The organism is Nocardia sp. NPDC004278 (assembly GCF_053602975.1).
Genome location: NZ_JBSGEQ010000027.1, coordinates 1 through 16,039 on the forward strand (window position 1 = coordinate 1; position 16,039 = coordinate 16,039).

The 16,039-nt window shown below is 65.9% G+C and carries 18 protein-coding genes and 1 riboswitch; of the genes, 7 read left to right on the top strand and 11 right to left on the bottom strand.

Features of this window, described 5'->3' with window-relative positions:
- Positions 1-132: 132 nt before the first annotated feature.
- On the bottom strand, positions 133-477 hold the full coding sequence (locus tag ACWEO2_RS31940) for a YrdB family protein (RefSeq protein WP_452408744.1): 345 nt from the start codon (positions 475-477) through the stop codon (positions 133-135).
- A 206-nt stretch (positions 478-683) separates the two neighbouring features.
- On the opposite strand from ACWEO2_RS31940, the gene ACWEO2_RS31945 reads away from it, so the two are divergent.
- A complete protein-coding gene (locus ACWEO2_RS31945) occupies positions 684-1,208 on the top strand; it encodes an ATPase (protein WP_452408745.1) in 525 nt (174 codons plus the stop codon).
- A gap of 123 nt (positions 1,209-1,331) precedes the next feature.
- Here the strand turns inward: ACWEO2_RS31945 and ACWEO2_RS31950 are convergent, their stop codons facing one another.
- The 3 genes from ACWEO2_RS31950 to trhA form a co-directional block, all read right to left on the bottom strand.
- Entirely contained in the window at positions 1,332-2,921 is a 1,590-nt protein-coding gene (locus ACWEO2_RS31950; RefSeq protein WP_452408746.1) for an adenylate/guanylate cyclase domain-containing protein, read from the bottom strand.
- Entirely contained in the window at positions 2,918-3,349 is a 432-nt protein-coding gene (locus ACWEO2_RS31955; protein ID WP_452408747.1) for an MMPL family transporter, read from the bottom strand. The genes ACWEO2_RS31950 and ACWEO2_RS31955 overlap by 4 nt, the downstream gene beginning before the upstream one ends.
- 87 nt (positions 3,350-3,436) lie before the next feature.
- Positions 3,437-4,126: a PAQR family membrane homeostasis protein TrhA gene (gene trhA / locus ACWEO2_RS31960; protein WP_452408836.1), complete on the bottom strand. Its 690-nt coding sequence runs from the start codon at positions 4,124-4,126 to the stop codon at positions 3,437-3,439.
- Positions 4,127-4,412: 286 nt separating this feature from the next.
- Here trhA and ACWEO2_RS31965 point away from each other — a divergent pair, with 286 nt between their 5' ends.
- Positions 4,413-5,201 carry an isoprenyl transferase gene (locus ACWEO2_RS31965; protein WP_354951616.1) on the top strand — a complete coding sequence of 263 codons (789 nt, stop codon included), beginning with the start codon at positions 4,413-4,415 and terminating at the stop codon, positions 5,199-5,201.
- Between the two features lie 85 nt (positions 5,202-5,286).
- Positions 5,287-5,865, top strand: coding sequence for a hypothetical protein (locus ACWEO2_RS31970; RefSeq protein WP_452408748.1), 579 nt, complete (start codon positions 5,287-5,289; stop codon positions 5,863-5,865).
- A 33-nt stretch (positions 5,866-5,898) separates the two neighbouring features.
- Here ACWEO2_RS31970 and coaA read toward each other — a convergent pair whose 3' ends face one another.
- The gene (gene coaA, locus ACWEO2_RS31975) at positions 5,899-6,831 is read right to left on the bottom strand and encodes a type I pantothenate kinase (protein WP_354951569.1); all 933 of its coding nucleotides are present in this window, start codon (positions 6,829-6,831) and stop codon (positions 5,899-5,901) included.
- A 176-nt stretch (positions 6,832-7,007) separates the two neighbouring features.
- On the opposite strand from coaA, the gene ACWEO2_RS31980 reads away from it, so the two are divergent.
- Positions 7,008-8,204: a DUF885 domain-containing protein gene (locus ACWEO2_RS31980; RefSeq protein WP_452408749.1), complete on the top strand. Its 1,197-nt coding sequence runs from the start codon at positions 7,008-7,010 to the stop codon at positions 8,202-8,204.
- A 27-nt stretch (positions 8,205-8,231) separates the two neighbouring features.
- On the opposite strand, the gene ACWEO2_RS31985 is transcribed toward ACWEO2_RS31980, so the two are convergent.
- A complete protein-coding gene (locus ACWEO2_RS31985; RefSeq protein ID WP_452408750.1) occupies positions 8,232-8,681 on the bottom strand; it encodes a nitroreductase family deazaflavin-dependent oxidoreductase in 450 nt (149 codons plus the stop codon).
- A 33-nt stretch (positions 8,682-8,714) separates the two neighbouring features.
- A complete protein-coding gene (locus ACWEO2_RS31990; protein ID WP_452408751.1) occupies positions 8,715-9,191 on the bottom strand; it encodes a PaaI family thioesterase in 477 nt (158 codons plus the stop codon).
- A gap of 170 nt (positions 9,192-9,361) precedes the next feature.
- On the opposite strand from ACWEO2_RS31990, the gene ACWEO2_RS31995 reads away from it, so the two are divergent.
- The 3 genes from ACWEO2_RS31995 (at position 9,362) to ACWEO2_RS32005 (ending at position 11,973) form a co-directional block, all read left to right on the top strand.
- The gene (locus tag ACWEO2_RS31995; RefSeq protein ID WP_452408752.1) at positions 9,362-9,931 is read left to right on the top strand and encodes a TetR/AcrR family transcriptional regulator; all 570 of its coding nucleotides are present in this window, start codon (positions 9,362-9,364) and stop codon (positions 9,929-9,931) included.
- Between the two features lie 49 nt (positions 9,932-9,980).
- A riboswitch (ZMP/ZTP riboswitch) is annotated at positions 9,981-10,065 on the top strand.
- Between the two features lie 114 nt (positions 10,066-10,179).
- Positions 10,180-11,475: a serine hydroxymethyltransferase gene (gene glyA / locus ACWEO2_RS32000; RefSeq protein WP_452408837.1), complete on the top strand. Its 1,296-nt coding sequence runs from the start codon at positions 10,180-10,182 to the stop codon at positions 11,473-11,475.
- A 192-nt stretch (positions 11,476-11,667) separates the two neighbouring features.
- Positions 11,668-11,973 (top strand): hypothetical protein, encoded by a 306-nt coding sequence (locus ACWEO2_RS32005; protein ID WP_452408753.1) that lies wholly within the window; start codon positions 11,668-11,670, stop codon positions 11,971-11,973.
- Between the two features lie 183 nt (positions 11,974-12,156).
- Here the strand turns inward: ACWEO2_RS32005 and ACWEO2_RS32010 are convergent, their stop codons facing one another.
- The 4 genes from ACWEO2_RS32010 to ACWEO2_RS32025 all read right to left on the bottom strand — a co-directional run bounded on the left by ACWEO2_RS32010 (position 12,157) and on the right by ACWEO2_RS32025 (position 15,953).
- On the bottom strand, positions 12,157-12,594 hold the full coding sequence (locus tag ACWEO2_RS32010; protein WP_452408754.1) for a hypothetical protein: 438 nt from the start codon (positions 12,592-12,594) through the stop codon (positions 12,157-12,159).
- 82 nt (positions 12,595-12,676) lie between these two features.
- Entirely contained in the window at positions 12,677-13,414 is a 738-nt protein-coding gene (locus ACWEO2_RS32015) for an ESX secretion-associated protein EspG (protein WP_452408755.1), read from the bottom strand.
- On the bottom strand, positions 13,414-14,625 hold the full coding sequence (locus ACWEO2_RS32020; RefSeq protein WP_452408756.1) for a hypothetical protein: 1,212 nt from the start codon (positions 14,623-14,625) through the stop codon (positions 13,414-13,416). Before ACWEO2_RS32020 ends, ACWEO2_RS32015 begins: the two co-directional genes overlap by 1 nt.
- Positions 14,626-14,759: 134 nt before the next feature.
- Positions 14,760-15,953 carry an FAD-dependent monooxygenase gene (locus tag ACWEO2_RS32025; RefSeq protein ID WP_452408757.1) on the bottom strand — a complete coding sequence of 398 codons (1,194 nt, stop codon included), beginning with the start codon at positions 15,951-15,953 and terminating at the stop codon, positions 14,760-14,762.
- Between the last annotated feature and the right edge of the window lie 86 nt (positions 15,954-16,039).

The following is a 16,039-nucleotide window of genomic DNA, read 5'->3' on the forward strand; positions in this document are numbered from 1 at the left end:
CGCCGTCACAATGTGGAGGCGAGGCGGGTGAGGATGCGGGCGACGGGTTCCGGGGCCGCCCGAAGTCCGGGCGGCAGGTCGGCGGCGTGGATGTTCGGATCTCCCGTACGAATTCGGGCGTCGTCGACCCGCTCACAAGCTCAGGTGCCCCAGCCTGATCATCAGCAGGTTCGCGACCAGGACGACGACGAAGACGACCGCGGCCGATCGGTAGCCCATGGCCCACAGTCCGACCGCGGCGCTGCCGAAAACCACGACCTTGGTGGCGACCGCGAGCAGTGGGTAGTCGAATGACGCATTCGGTGCCGCGAACAGGCCCCAGGCCAACACCGCGAGGAGTGGCATGCCCACGGCCAAGACGAGTTTGAGCGGAGTCGCATTGGCGGTCTTCCAGCCCCACAGTGCCAGCGCCGCGAACGTGACCAGCTCCATCACGAATGCCAGCGTGAGGTTGGCCCATTTCCAGACTTCCAACATGTCCGTTCTCCCTCGAATCGCCGAGAGCATCGCTCTCTAGTGAGAGCAGTGTGCACGGAAGATTTGATCTCGTCAAGTCGCTGTCCGGCGCCGGCCGTGGGCGTCCAGCCGGAGAAGGTGCCGTGATCCTGCTGACGGTTCCCGGCGGGTCGGGGTCGGAGCGGTCCGGCCCGTCACCGTGGCCGCGGATGCGGCACAGTGGTTGGGTGACCGTGCGCAGTCAGGCACTTTTCATCGGCGGTAGGGCCGGGGTCGGGAAGACGACCGTGGCCTTCGAGGTGCATGCGCGGCTTTCGGCGGCGCGGGTGCGGCACTGTTTGATCGAGGGCGACAATCTGGATCAGGCCTATCCGGCGCCGTGGGAGCACGGACTCGCGGAGCGGAATCTGGCTGCGATGTGGGCGAATTATCGCGCGCTCGGATATCGGCGGATCGTGTATACGAACACCGCCAGTGTGTTCATGAATGTGATCGACGCACTTGTCGCGGCATTGGGGGAGCTGCCCGAGATCACCGCGGTCCTATTGACCTGTGCGGATGCGGCGGCGGCCGAGCGGCTCGCGGGTCGGGAGATCGGCAGCGCACTGGACGAGCACATCGAGCGCGGCAAGGTGATGGCCGCGAAGCTGGATGCCGAGGTCCCGGACTGGGTGCATCGGGTCGGCACCGATGGCCGTGGAGTGTCGGATATCGCGGCGGAGGTCGTCGGCCTGACTCGCTGGTTGCCTTGATCGCAGCGGTAGGGGTGACTCGTCGAAAGTGGTTGGCGCACTCTGTTTCTTGGTGAGCTCACCGACGAGGAAGGGCATGGTCGGCCTCGTATCGCATACGCGCCCGGTACCAGGAACACCAACTCAATTCTGGGACGGCGATTCGGTCGCCGCGGTACGCACTTCGGTGATCGCGCTGACAGCGGTCCGGTCATCGGCTGGGGCGGTATCGGGCGCCGTGTCACTGGATGTCTCGGCGGCCTCGACATCGGTCCAGCAGGCGGTGGGGTCGGGCATGCCACGCAGCAGAATATGGTCGTAGAGAGTCCATTTGGCGCGCTCGTGCGCGGCCGCGGCCTCGATGAGCGCGCCGCTCACCAGGATGCGACGCGGCACCTCTTTCGCCGCCGTGGTCAAACGGGCCGCCTCATTGACCGCATCACCGATCACCGTGTACTCCAAACGGCTATCGGAGCCGACGTCACCGGCGAACACCGGACCGCGCGCCACACCGATACCGATATCGAGTTCGCCGGTGGCGATGACCTCGTCTCGGATGCGCCTGGCCGCCCGCAACGCCGGTGTCGCATTGTCCTGCAAGGCAATCGGTGCGCCGAAGATGCACAGCGCCGCATCGCCTTCGAACTTGTTGACCAGGCCGTTGTTCTCCTCGGTCGCCGCGACGACGATCGCGAGCAATCGATTGAGCTTGGCGACGAACTCCTGCGGCGGCAGACCGCTGGACAGTTCGACCGATCCGGTGACATCGACGAACAGCGCCGACACCTCGCGCACATCGCCGGTCAGATCGAATCCGCCGGCGAGCGCCCGTTCGGCCACTTCGGCACCGACATGGCGGCCGAATACATCCCGCATCCGCTCACGTTCGCGCAGGTTGGCGGCTAATTCGTTGACCGAATGCTCCAGCCGCCCGATCTCGCTGGTACTGCCGACCGGCACCCGAACGTCCAACTCGCCCTTGGTGATCAGGTCCAGCGCCCGGCGCAGCGTGCGCATCGGGGTGGCCACCGAACGGGCCAGGAAGGCGGTGGCAAGTGCGCCGACACCAAATCCGACACCGGAGAGGTAGATGGCGGTGCGGATGCGGTCCGGCGCACCGGCGGCCGGATCGGCGAGCACCACGATCAGCATGAGCAGCGGCATGGCCCCCGCCACCGCCCAGGTCATGACGACCCGGACGAGCACCGAGGAACTCCAGTGCATGGTGCCGCCGAGCACTCCTGCCACCACGGGGATGGTCGGGCGGATCAGCCGGTCGACGATCAGAAAGGTGAATCCGGCGGATTCGAGGGCGCCGAGGGTGAACAGCGCCGCCGTCACCGCCGCGCTGTTGTGCGCGGTGAGATGGGAGAACGTCGAGGCCGCCACGATCACACCGGGCAGCCAGATGGCCAGCGCCCGGATGGTTATAGCGATCGGCAGGCGCAGCAGTCGCCGCGCCTCCTCGACCGTGGGCTTGCGCCCGTCGTCGAGCCAGGCGAAGTAGACGGTGCGATCGCGCACGGCGAGCCCGACCCCGGCCAGAAAACCCACCACCGGATAGATCGACACCAGTCCGATGATGCGGTGCCAGTCGGCTCCGATCCGGCCGAGAAATCCACTGAGCCACAGCTCGGTCACGATCACCGCGAGGCCGCTGAGATTCGCGGTGATCACCACCGCTGCCAAACCCCACCGCGCCTTCAGCGCCCAGATGACGACCTTGGTGATCACGGCGCCGCTACGTTCGCACGTACCGTAACCCGCACCGGCACACCCGATCGCGTCGAACCCGGCAGCCACCGATTCCAGGTCCCGAACAGTTTCATCAGCGCGGGCACCGGCACCAACCGGATGCCCCACTGGAATACCGCGACGGAGCTGCTCGGGGCCGCGCCAGTGGCCAGCGGATTCATCACGATTGCCTTGATCGGCAGTGCGATGCTGCGGCAGACGGCGATGAGGAACACGAACGAGCAGCATAGAACCAGTGCGATCATCAGTGGCAGTTTCCCGGTGATCTCATCGGACATATCGGCGAACTCGGCCGTCACGCCACCGACCAATACGGCCGCTCCGGGCAGTACGGCGGCCCGGTCACGGATCTCCCGGACCAGTCGATCGGCGTGCCGTCTGCCGGTCTCGATCGTCCGCTGTGCCATTTCGCCCCGCCGTCTACCCGTCCCTCGTCCCCAACTCTATTGCCGCAATGGGCAATTCGGCACACCCACGATGTTTCTCGGGGCGGCTCAGCGCAGTACGACCAGCCAGATCGCGGCGTAGTGGCACAGTGCCGCGAGGACCGTCGCGGCATGGAAGAACTCGTGATGGCCGAAGACCGTGGGCCAGGGGTTCGGCCATTTGGTCGCGTAGAGGATCGCGCCGCCGCTGTAGACCAGCCCGCCGATGAGCAACAGGATCAGAGGGGCGATGCCGATATTCGTGTTCAGCTGTCCGGCCACCGGCACGATCGCCCAGCCGAGCAGCAGATACAGCGGTACCCCGACCCAGCGAGGTGCGGTGGGCCACAGCAGTTTCAGCGCCACACCGGCCAGCGCGCCGAGCCACACCACCAGCAGCAGCGTCTGCCCGGTCCGCCCCGGCAGCCCGAGCAGTGCGAACGGGGTATAGCTGCCCGCGATGAACAGGAAGATCATCGAATGGTCGGCGCGCTTCATCTGGATGCGCGCATTCGCGGTTGCCCAGGTCACCCGGTGGTAGACGGCGCTGATGCCGAACAACCCGCAGACCGTGAGCCCGTAGACCAGGGTGGACCAGCCCGCCGTCGCCGAAATCGTCGCGGCCGTGGCCACCAGGACGATCCCTGCGATTGCCGCGATGCCGACCGCCCAGGTGTGGATCCAGCCGCGCATGCGCGGTTTTGTCGGTGTCGCCGTGTCCGTGATCACGTCTGGTATCGCATCGGCTGTGCCGATCATTTCGGACACGAGCTACCTCCTAGAAATACCCGCCAGTAACCTACGGTGCCGTAAGTTGTGGGTCATCGGCCACTGTACCGGGTCGACCGCAATGGGGGCGAGGGCCAGAAGGCACCGGGTGCGGGCCGTCAAGGCGATCCACGAGGGTACGGGGAACGCCGCGAATCCAACACGCCGGCGGGAACGACGGGCAAGGAGGTGGTAGCGCGGCGTAACGATGGAGCGCACCGCGAACGCCGCGAATCCGACACAGCCGGTGCCGGGATCGTGCCGGTGGGGCGTAGGGTTGGTCGCCGTGGAGCTTCCGAGTCAGGTGCGTGGTTTGCCCTACCGCATCTACGAGGCCCGGCTGTCCAAGCAGCTGGCGGGCAAACAACATCCCCGGCACGTCGCGGTGATGTGCGATGGTAATCGGCGTTGGGCGAGAGAGAACGGCTTCACCGATGTGAGCCACGGGCACCGGGTCGGCGCGCTGAAGATCGCCGAACTCGTCGGCTGGTGTGCGGACGAGGGCATCGAGATGGTGACCGTCTATCTGCTCTCCACCGAGAACCTACAGCGCGATCCGGACGAACTGGAGACGCTGTTCGAGGTGATCACCGATGTCGTCGAGGAGCTATCCGCACCGGAGCAGAACTGGAGCGTGCGCATCGTCGGCACGCTGGACGGCTTTCCGGAACTGGTCGCCAAGCGACTGCGCACCGCGGCCGAACGCACCAGCGGACGCGACGGCGTACACGTGAATGTTGCGGTCGGCTACGGCGGTCGGCAGGAGATCGCGGACGCGGTCCGCAAACTGGTCCGTCAGGAGATGGCCGCGGGGGAGACCGGTGAGGATCTGGTCCAGTCGATCACCGTGAACTCCATCGGCCAGCACCTCTACACCTCCGGCCAGCCCGATCCCGATCTGGTCATTCGAACCTCCGGTGAGCAGCGGCTTTCCGGATTCCTGCTGTGGCAGAGCGCATACTCGGAAATATGGTTCACCGAGGCGTACTGGCCGGAATTCCGGCGGGTGGACTTCCTGCGCGCATTGCGCGACTACGCCGCGCGACATCGCCGTTACGGCATTTGATTTGCGGAGCCCGCGGCGCCACGAGCGTCGCTCGTAAGAATCGCTCCGCTGTGGTCGGGTCGGCGACGCCAGCTGAGGACGAAAAGTGAATCCGCCGTGGGGGGATGGGCCGACGCCCTACATCGACTATGAGCAGTTCGGTCGGCGGTTCCTGGAGTACGCGGCCTCCGAGCAACGCATTTCCGGCGCATTCGCCCAGTTGACCGGGGCCGCCTTCGATTTCGGGCCGATCGGCGTCGGGCCGGGCAAGTTGGCCAAGGTCGCCGCGCAGGTGCAACTCGGTGAGCCGAAGCTGCATCGGTATGTCGACGACATCATCTCCTTCGAGCTGGTCATCCCGCTCGATGTCGATCTACTGCTCGATCTCGCCGTGGACCGGCATCGCTTCCAGGTCCACGGCAATGTCCACCTGCACTTGGCCGTGCGGACCGCCGAACCGCTGCGGGTCGTCATCGATATCGCCGAGCCCCGCCCGAGCGATGTCCGCATCAATGTGGCCACCGCCACCAAGCGCGGGCAGCTGCTGCGCATCCTGGCCAGCGTCGACCATGAGATCCGGCGTTTCGTGGCGCGCTATATCGCCACCGAAATCCGCAAACCGCATATCGCCGCGGTCCGGGATATCGATGTCGCGGCTCGGCTGGACGCGGCCTGGAAGCTGTAATCCCGTCGAGCCGCCCGCAAACAGTCGCCGCGGCTAGAGCTTGCGCAATCGCAGCCGGTTGATGCTGTGGTCGGCGTCCTTGCGCAACACCAGCGTGGCGCGTGGACGGGTGGGCAGGATGTTGTCCACCAGGTTGGGCCGGTTGGTGTTGTTCCAGATCTCCTGCGCGGCGGCCGTCGCCTGGTCATCGGTGAAACCGGAGTAGTGGTGGAAATGTGCGTTCGGGTCGGCGAAGGCGGTCTGGCGCAGGGTGAGAAACCTTTGCACATACCACTTTTCGATGTCCTCGATGCGCGCGTCGACATAGATCGAGAAGTCGAATAGATCCGAGACCATCAACCGCGGACCGGTCTGCAGCACATTGAGACCTTCCACGATGAGAATGTCGGGTTGAGTGACGCAGTGGAACTTGCCCGGCACGATGTCATAGGAGATATGCGAATACACCGGTGCACATACTTCGGCCGCACCGGATTTCACCTCGGTGACGAAGCGCAGCAGTTTTCGGCGGTCGTAACTTTCCGGAAATCCCTTGCGATGCATGATGCCGCGCCGGGTCAGTTCCGCGGTCGGATAAAGGAATCCATCGGTTGTGACCAAATCCACACGCGGATGGTGGTCCCATCGCGCGAGCAGGGCCTGTAGTACGCGGGCCGTGGTGGACTTTCCGACCGCGACACTGCCCGCGACACCGATCACGAATGGCACCTGCTGATCGGGATGCTTCTCACCGAGAAAGGTCGCGGTCGCGGCGAACAGCCGTTGACGTGCGGCGACCTGCAGGTGGATGAGGCGAGCGAGTGGAAGGTAGACCTCGGCGACCTCTTCCAGATCGATCTGTTCGCCGAGGCCGCGAAGTCCGATCAGTTCTTCCTCGGTGAGTACCAGAGGAGTCGACTTACGCAGGGTGCGCCACTGTTTCCGGTCGAATTCCACATAGGGACTCGGCTCGCTCATTCGTGCCACTTACCCGACACTCCGTTCAGGCAAACACGCATACGTGATGCGCGGACAGTGTGAGATTCGGTCCAGCTCTCGCATAGCCGAATTCTGCTCTGCGTCAACATCGTGTGAAACGCGGGGTGCCACTACCGGGTGTAACCGGTCGATACACAGGCCCATTGCGGCTAATGTCGGCGGACATGGAAGCGCATCCCCTCGTGACCGAGTACCTGCGACTCGGCTTGGCATTCGACCGGCTGGAGGAAGGGTTCGTCGACGCGTATACCGGCGATCCGGCGCTGCGTCGCGAGGTGGACAACGCGCCAGCACCGCAGCCGCGCGAGCTGGCCAGGCGGGCCGCGGCATTGCGTGCGGAACTGCCCGCCGCCGGGTTGGCGCCGCAGCGGACGGAGTTTCTCGACGTGCACCTGCGGGCGCTGGAATGTTCGGGACGCAAGTTCGCCGGGGACGATATCGGCTTCGTCGATGAGGTGCGGGCGTACTTCGATGTCGAGATCGCACCGGGGGATGTCGAGGACTATCGCGATGCGCACCGGCAGATGGACGAGGTACTGACCGGCGACGGTCCGCTCGCCGAGCGGGTGACGGCGTTCCGCAAGGCCGATGAGATTCCGCCGGAGCGGTTGCAGGTCTGCGTCGAGGCATTCTCGGGTGCGCTGCGGGAACTGGTGCGCGAGCGCTATCCGCTGCCCGACCACGAGCACGTCACCTACGAGGTGGTCGGCGACAAGCCCTGGTCCGGCTTCAACTACTACCTGGGCAACTACCACTCCCGGGTGGCGATCAACTCCGACCTGAAGCAGCATCTGGCGCAGCTGCCCACCCTCATCGCGCACGAGTCCTATCCCGGACATCACACCGAGCACTGCCGCAAGGAGGCCGGGCTGGTCGCGAATGGGCAGGCCGAGCAGACGTTGTTCCTGGTGAACACCCCGCAGTGCCTGATGGCGGAGGGGCTGGCGGATCTGGCGCTGCGCTCGATCGTCGGACCGGGCTGGGGCAAATGGGCGCAGGAGATCTACGCCGATCTGGGGCTGCGCTTCGAAGGCGAACGCGCCGAACAGCTTTCGAACGCATCGGCCAAATTGGTCGGGGTCAGGCAGGACGCCGCCCTGCTGTTGCACGATCAGCATCGGGATGCCGACGAGGTCGCCGGATTCCTGCAGCGCTGGAGCCTGACCACCCCCGAACGCGCCCGCCAGTCCCTGCGCTTCCTGTCCTCACCGCTGTGGCGCGCCTACATCAGCACCTACGTCGAGGGCTACCGCCTGCTCGGCGGCTGGCTGGACCGCGCGGCCGATGCCGACGATCGCGCCGACCGCTTCCGCCGCCTGCTCGACGAACCCCTCACCCCTGGCGGTCTGCGCGCCGGGTGAACTCGACGCGCGCTCAACTGTGGCGACCTAGTCCGCGGTGAATGTGATACGCACCGAAACCGGGTCCGATTCCAGTGCCTTTATCGTCCATGCGGTGGCTTGGGCGGGAATGCGGCCCTTGGCGAAGCTGCGCGCACGGGCGACGACGTCGTCATCGGGGGCGAAGGCGGCGGTGCCGGTGTACCAGCGCTTGCCGTGACGCAGTCGGACCTGCGGGTTCGCGGTGATATTGCGGGCCCAGCCGGCGCGGTGGCCGTGCTGGGAGATGAGCCAGGCGCCCTCGTCGTCGATCGAAACGGTGACCGGAACGCGACGCGGCTGACCGGATTTCGCGCCGGTGGTCTCCAGTTCGGCGAGCAACGCGGAGCGGATGCCGATCCGATCCAGCAGTCCGACAGCGGGATTGACGATATAGCGGCCGATGAAGCGTTCGCGCCGGAACTTGCGCACGGTTGCTGCGGTGGTGCGCTGACTCATGGTGTTCTCCTTCGTCAGCCTGCGGGTTCCGGCTCAGCGGAAGATGACGCAGGTGGTGGTGCCGTGTGCGACCAGACGGCCCTGGTCGTCGACGATGCGGCCTTCGGCGGTGGCCGTGGTGCGGCCGATGTGGATGGTGGTGCCGGTCGCGATCAGGCGACTGCCGTGGGTCGGCACCGCGCGGATGTAGTTGATCTTCAGTTCCAGCGTCGTATAGCCGACACCGGCGTCGAGGGTGGTGTGCACGGCGCAGCCCATGACCGAATCGAGCAGGGTCGCGCAGATGCCGCCGTGCGTGGTGCCGAGCGGATTGGCGAAATCCGGGCGGGTCCGCAGCCCGAAGACCACTTCGCCGTGCTCGATCTGCTCGGCCTCCATGCCGAGCAGATCGCCGATGAACGGCGGCCGCCCCGGCGTCGTCATCGCGGTGCGCACCAGTTCGAGTCCGGACATCTCGGCCAGGTCGGTCGGTGCCCCTGACTGCGCCTCGCTAGCGCTCGGCTCCGTCATGACCACCAGTGTGGCTGTGTCGGATGTTCGCTCGCTGCGCTCGCTCATATGAATCAATCCCGTCTTTCGGTGAACCGATCGGTCCACATCTGTCATGATTGGAGCATGGACCGATCGGTTCACGCAACCATGAGTGCGCGAACAATGGACACAGCCCAGGGAGGACAGCGATGACCGTGGGTCCGCGCGACCGACTGATCGAAAGCGCCATCGAGCTGGTTCGTGAGCAGGGTGTGCACGCGGCCGGGCTCGCCGCCCTGCTCGAGCGCAGCCATGCCTCTCGGAATTCGCTCTACCAGCACTTTCCATCCGGTAAGAGCGAGCTGGTCGAGGTCGCGACCAAGACGGCGGGTGAGCGCCTGGCCGCCGTAATGGACAAGATCACCGCGACCGGCGCGCCAGCGCAATGGGCGAGTGCGCTCACCGGCTGGTGGCAGCGCGCCCTCACGCGCAGCTCGTTCACCACGGGCTGCCCGATCGTCGGTGCCGCACTCGCCGAATCCGAACCGGATGTGCAGGCGGCGGCGGGCGCCGCCTTCACCGAGTGGACCGACCGACTCGCCAACGCATTGTGCGACAACGGTCTATCGGGCGAGCAGGCGCGCTCACTGGCCGGATTCGTGATCAGTGCGCTGGAGGGCGCCATCATCCAATCCCGGGCGCTGAAATCCACTCGGCCCCTCGACGACGCGGAGATTCACCTCACCGCTCTGCTGCGGTCCGCCGTACCCGAGGCTTGACGCGCGGGCCGGCAGAGGCGTATCGGCCCGTCGCGCACCCGCGGATAAGATGGTCGGACGCGACTGGCGCACTCGAGGTGGAAGCAACCACCGGGAAGCACCCTCGCCCCGCACCGCGCGCCTGGGTGCCGGGCTCATGGGCTTCGGGGTGCGCACCCCGGGGCATCCGGACCACGGAGGTTGCTATGCACACCGAGACGCAGAACCCCCTGATCGACGCGGCGCGGACGGCCAATAGACTCGATCAGGTGACGCAGACGACCGCCTCTGTCAATACCCAATCTCTCGGTGAGCTCGATCCCGAGCTCGCTGCCGCGATGGCAGGCGAACTCGCCCGCGAACGCGACACCCTCGAGATGATCGCCTCGGAGAACTTCGTGCCGCGCGCGGTGCTGCAGGCGCAGGGCAGCGTGCTCACCAATAAGTACGCCGAGGGCTACCCGGGCCGTCGCTACTACGGTGGCTGCGAGCACGTCGACGTCGTGGAGACCCTCGCCCGCAACCGCGCCAAGGAGCTCTTCGACGCCGAATTCGCGAATGTGCAGCCACATTCCGGCGCACAGGCCAATGCCGCGGTGCTGATGGCGCTGATGGAGCCGGGCGACCGGCTGCTCGGCCTGGACCTCGCGCACGGTGGTCACCTCACCCACGGCATGCGGCTGAACTTCTCCGGCAAGCTCTACGAAGTGCATTCCTATGGGGTCAGCAAGGAAGACCACCGTATAGATATGGAGGAGCTGCGCAAGACTGCGCTCGCCGCCCGTCCGAAGGTGATCGTCGCGGGCTGGTCGGCCTACCCGCGGCACCAGGACTTCGCCGCGTTCCGGGAGATCGCCGATGAGGTCGGTGCCAAGCTGTGGGTCGATATGGCCCACTTCGCCGGTCTGGTCGCCGCCGGGCTGCATCCCTCGCCGGTGCCCTACGCCGATGTGGTGTCCTCCACCGTGCACAAGACCCTCGGCGGTCCGCGCTCCGGGCTGATCCTGGCCAAGCAGGAGTACGCCAAGAAGCTCAACAGCTCGGTATTCCCGGGGCAGCAGGGCGGCCCGCTCATGCATGTGATCGCCGCCAAGGCCGTGGCGTTCAAGATCGCGGCGAGCGCCGAATTCAAGGAGCGTCAGGAGCGCACCCTGTCCGGTGCGAAGATCCTGGCCGAGCGGCTCGGCGGCGCCGATGTCAAGGACAAGGGCATCAGCGTCCTCACCGGCGGTACCGATGTGCATCTGGTGCTCGTCGACCTGCGCAACTCCGAAATCGATGGTCAGCAGGGTGAGGATCTGCTGCACGAAATCGGAATCACCGTGAACCGCAATGCCGTTCCGTTCGACCCGCGCCCCCCGATGGTCACCTCCGGCCTGCGCATCGGCACCGCCGCGCTGGCCACCCGTGGCTTCGGCGATGCCGAGTTCACCGAGGTCGCCGACATCATCGCCACCGCGCTCGCGGGTGGTTCCGATGTCGACGCGCTGCGCGCGCGGGTCAGCAAGCTGGCTCGGGAACTGCCGCTCTACAACGGTCTCGAGGACTGGCGTCTGCTCGGCTGATCCCGGTTCGATTCGATTCGCCTGGGAACTCGGCTTCGCGTCGACAGCAACCCTGCGGTTGTGTGCGCGCTGGCCGGGTTTCCAGGCGAATTCGTTCGGTGCGTACCGGGTCGCGGGGGCGAATGTCGCAGCAGTTGTGTCAAGGGCGAATTGCGCTTACCTTTGTCGGTGAATTTCCGGCAATGGGGTTGAATGGTGAAGCGTCAGTACGTATTCGGTGTGGGTATCGCGGTCTTCGCGGCGGCGATGCTCGGTGTCGGTGCCCCGGTGGCCAGTGCCAAGGAGGTGGCGCCGGGCGTCAGTTGCAGTGCCGACCTGTGCGACAACGACACCGATGAGGTGTACCGCGTGACGGGCTACGGATATTGCGACGGTGAGTTGAACGCACTGACCCAGTCGCTCCAGCCGCATTCCACTGAGCGGATCACCTGCCTCGGTGGCGACGCGGTGGAAGGCTTTTCGGCCAACGGCGCGTTCGTCTCCAACTTCCCCGGGTAGACCAGGCCTTCGGGGGCGCTGGTTTGCACGGCCGCGTTCTTTCGTGAATTCCGTTGACGCAGCCGACACTCCGAAAGTGGCCGTCGAATCAGCCGGGCCGCAACAGCTCTGGCAATGCGTACCCCGCGATTACTTGGCGGGCACGCTGGCATCGGTCCGGATTCGACTCGACGGCAACCGAATTCAGGATGGGAGTTGAATACCCTTGGCGGCAGCCAACTTCGCGATCTGCTCCATCTCGTCGATGGCGACCGCGACGTAGGCGCGCAGTTGGCCATCGTCATCGCGGCGCAGCAGGTATTCGTAATCGCAGTCGGTCAGCAGATTGCCTTCGACGTCGCAGAAGTGCCAGCGGACGTGCAGGCGGGTGATGCGATCGGTGAGATCCACATGCTCGAGCACCGTGTGGTCGACGCTGGCCAGGCCGAGCGCCTGATACAGCGGATAGGACTGCTCGAGGCCCTTCGCCATCTCGGCGGTGGTGGCGATGGATCCCACGAAAGCGTCGGTGACCATGGTTCCCGGCGCACCCCACTGCGCGACCGAACGCTGCGCGTCGAACGCGCTCAACGCTTCCTGATACTCGACTAGATAGGATTCGATTTCCTCGGCGGTTGTCATCCGACAAACCTATCGAGCGCCCAACTTCCCATGAACCACCTGGGTATTCCCATCGCGGTCAGGGTCAGCGGGCACGCGGATCCTATTGGTCCATGCGCGCTTTCGCGCGGACGATGGACTCATCGAGATACCGCGTGATGTCGGCGCTGTTGGCGGGGCGGATCATCAGGGCGCGGTTGGCGGGGACCTCGCAGTAGCGGCCGCCCTTGGTGTCGATCCAACGGAGTTTGCCGGTGCGCAATGGTTCGGCATTGCGTGGGCCGACCAGGACGGTTGCGGTGCCGCTGGTATCGCAGGGTTGGCGCCAGAAGCGGCGGTAGCGGTCTTGGACGGTGCGGGCGGGAGCGTTGCCGAAGAGATCGGGGCGGTCGTCGCTGAGATCGTCCAGGAGGTAGCTCTTTTCGGCCGCGGTGCCGGGCGCGGGATCAGGGAGCAGGCGGATCAGTTCGGTGGCCAGCTGGTCGACGCGGACGCGGCGCAGTCGCACCCTGCCGCCGTCCGGTGCGGGGGCCTGCAGGGCGATGACGCCGGGTCCGCTGCGGGTGGCGCAGCCGATGGCGCGCATTTCGACCCCGCCGCGCGTGTTATCGATGCCGAACAGTTCGATGCGCCACTCGGGTCGGGCGAGCACCTGCACGGCGCGCTGTAGCGGCGCATGGTCGGCATGGGCCAGTTCAGCCCGGAATTTCCGCTGGTAGGAGTGATATTCGTGGAGTCCGGGGAAGCGGCTGGTGAAGCGAAACGGAAAGGGCATGCGATCCAGGCCGGTACCGAACCAGGCCGCCGCGAACTGCTCGGCGGACAAGGTCCATTGCGTCATCATTGCGCCCCGAGCACTGGCGGCACGGTCTTTTCCACTTCGCCGATGAGCTCCTCGCCATGCTCCTCGGTGCGCAGGTACCGCGCCGCCTTGTGCTCGCCGTCCTCCCCGCGTCGGGCACGGGCCCCTGGCGGAAACATCCCGGAGTACCCGGCGCCCCCCGCAGCGCCCATCCGGCTCGGCGTACCGGTGGCGGGTTGTGTCGTTGCCGCTCCCGGAGTTGTGGTTCCCGGTACCGACTTGCCAGGACTCGGCGTCGTCGCGCCGGCACCGGGTGGGCCACCGGGACTCGGAGAGGTAGCGGTGCGGCTCGGACTCGAGGTGCCCGGCGTGACTCCGGCCGAGGTGACGGTGATCGGCCAGGTCGGCTGCGCACCGGTCGTCGATGGTGTGGCCGTGGTCGTGGCGGTATGTGTGCTGGAGGTGGGGGTGGTCTGCGAACCGCTCGGCTGAGTCGGTGAAACCGATTGTGGAGCAACAGCTTCGGCCTTTTCCAAGCCGGCCGTCTTACCGGAGTCCTCGGCCTTGGCCGGCTCCTGCGTCTTACCTGTGTCCTCGGGTTTGTTCGGATTCCCCGCTTTGCTCGCATCCTCGGTCTTCCCGGGCTCGGTCGCCTTACCGGAGTCTTCCGTCCTACCGGGCTGACCCGACCCGGTATCGGTTGGCGATGTCCCCGGAACGACTCCGGGCACCACCCCCGGCACCGAGATCGGCTCGACCGGCGGCGGCAGCGTCGGAATCGTCGGAGCGGTATTCCCATACGGCTGGATGTACAGGGTGCTCATATCGTCGCGAGCCTGTTCCTCCTGCGTATTCCGCAGTTCGGGTCCGCCCGTACTGTTCGAGGTCTGCGCCACCGGTGGCACCGCAACCTTGAACCGCGCCGCCGCACTCGCGGCCGAGGATAGCGGTGCAGATTGCTGATCCAGTGACGCACCGAGCTCGCCGACCCGCGTGGCGTAATCCCGGATGGCGCGCACCGCCCGGTCTGCGGCCGCGCCCTCCCAATGCTGTTCCACTGCTTGCTGAATCGCGGTTTCGAACTGCTGGCCCGCTTTGGTCACCGCCGCCGAGATGGCCGACCAGGCGTCGAATGCGCCGTCGAGTCCGTCCGGATTCATCTGGTCGGCAGCCTGTTTGATTTCCGCGTGCGAAAAGTTCTGCGCGTTCTCGGGATTGGTGATCGCGCGGCCGTCCGTCTGTGCTGTCATGGCCGACTCAGCCCCTTCCGTCAGTGCCGTCTGACCATATAGACGCACCCGACCCCACCCCGGTTCCATCGAAACACAGCCGATCTCGCCGTGCCAGACCGTGCGGTCCGCCGAAGGTCGGGGTGGTACCGGTGTCAGTTCGCATTCGCGGCCGCGACCAGCGCCGGGTAGTCCGGCAGCTCGATGGTCTTGACGTTCTCGGTCATTTTCAACATCTTGTCGAACATCCACGAGTGCAGGAACCAGTTGCGGAACTTGATGCCGTGCGCGGTCTTCGGCGCGAAGAAACGCCCCGCATTGCTGTAGTCCGCAAGTTTGGTGAGCGAGCGCATGAGCTCGTCGTAGCGCGCGAAGGCCGTCGGGTAGTCGCCGTCGGCGAGCGCGAGTTCACCGGCGATGATGTAGGCGCCCTGCACCGCGAGTCCGGTTCCGAAGCCGCCCAGGGTGTTTCCGTAGCCCGAATCGCCGACCAGCGCGACCCGTCCCCGGCTGTAGCTCTTCATCTTGCGCACCATGCTGATCGAGTCCAAGAAGAAGTCGTCGAACTCGGCCATTTCGGCGAGCATGCGCGGCGCCTCCCAGCCGACGTCGGCGAAGGTCTCCCTGATGATGCGGCGGTGCGCCGCGGTGTCGTCACGGGCGTAATCGAGTTCGGGCGAGGCGAAAATGTAGAGCTGCTGTGCCTTCGAGCCGCCGGTGATGACGCATTTGCCCGGCTCGTTGTAGCCGTAGGCGGTCACCCGCTCGGGGGTGCCCTCGGACCTGGTCGCCCATGGGCTCGCGCCCGCGACGCAGTAGTAGTGGCCGAGGTGCTTGACGAATTCCTGCTCCGGTCCGAACGCCAGACGCCGTACCCGCGAATGGATTCCATCGGCGCCGAAGACCAGATCGAAGGCGCGCGGCGCGCTCTTCTCGAATTCGACCCACACACCGTCGTCGGTTTCGGTCAGTGCGCTGATCGAGTCGCCGAAGATGTATTCGCAGTCCCGGTAGGTCTTTTCGTACATGATCCGCGCCAGATCGCCGCGCAGGATCTCCACATCGCCGCCGGTGAAATCGCCGGAGATGAGGGCCTGCTGCTTGCCATCGCCGTCGACGATCGCGATATCGGTGGTGCCGGTTCGGTGCGCGTAGATCTCGTCCAGAATGCCCATCCGCTCGAGCACCTTGTGGTGCGTTTCGCCGGTGAAGTCGACGGCCTGACCGCCGGGCCGCAACTGCGGCGCGCGCTCGACCACGGTGACCTCGAACCCGTAGCGGTTGAGCCAGTAGGCGAGGGCCGGGCCCGCGATGCTCGCGCCGGAGATGAGAACGGACTTGTTACGCATGATGACTCCTGATGTCAGTATCTGTGTCCGATGGAATCTGTATCCGTCGGACACGAATTAGAGTATGGTAGACACAGTTACTTGTC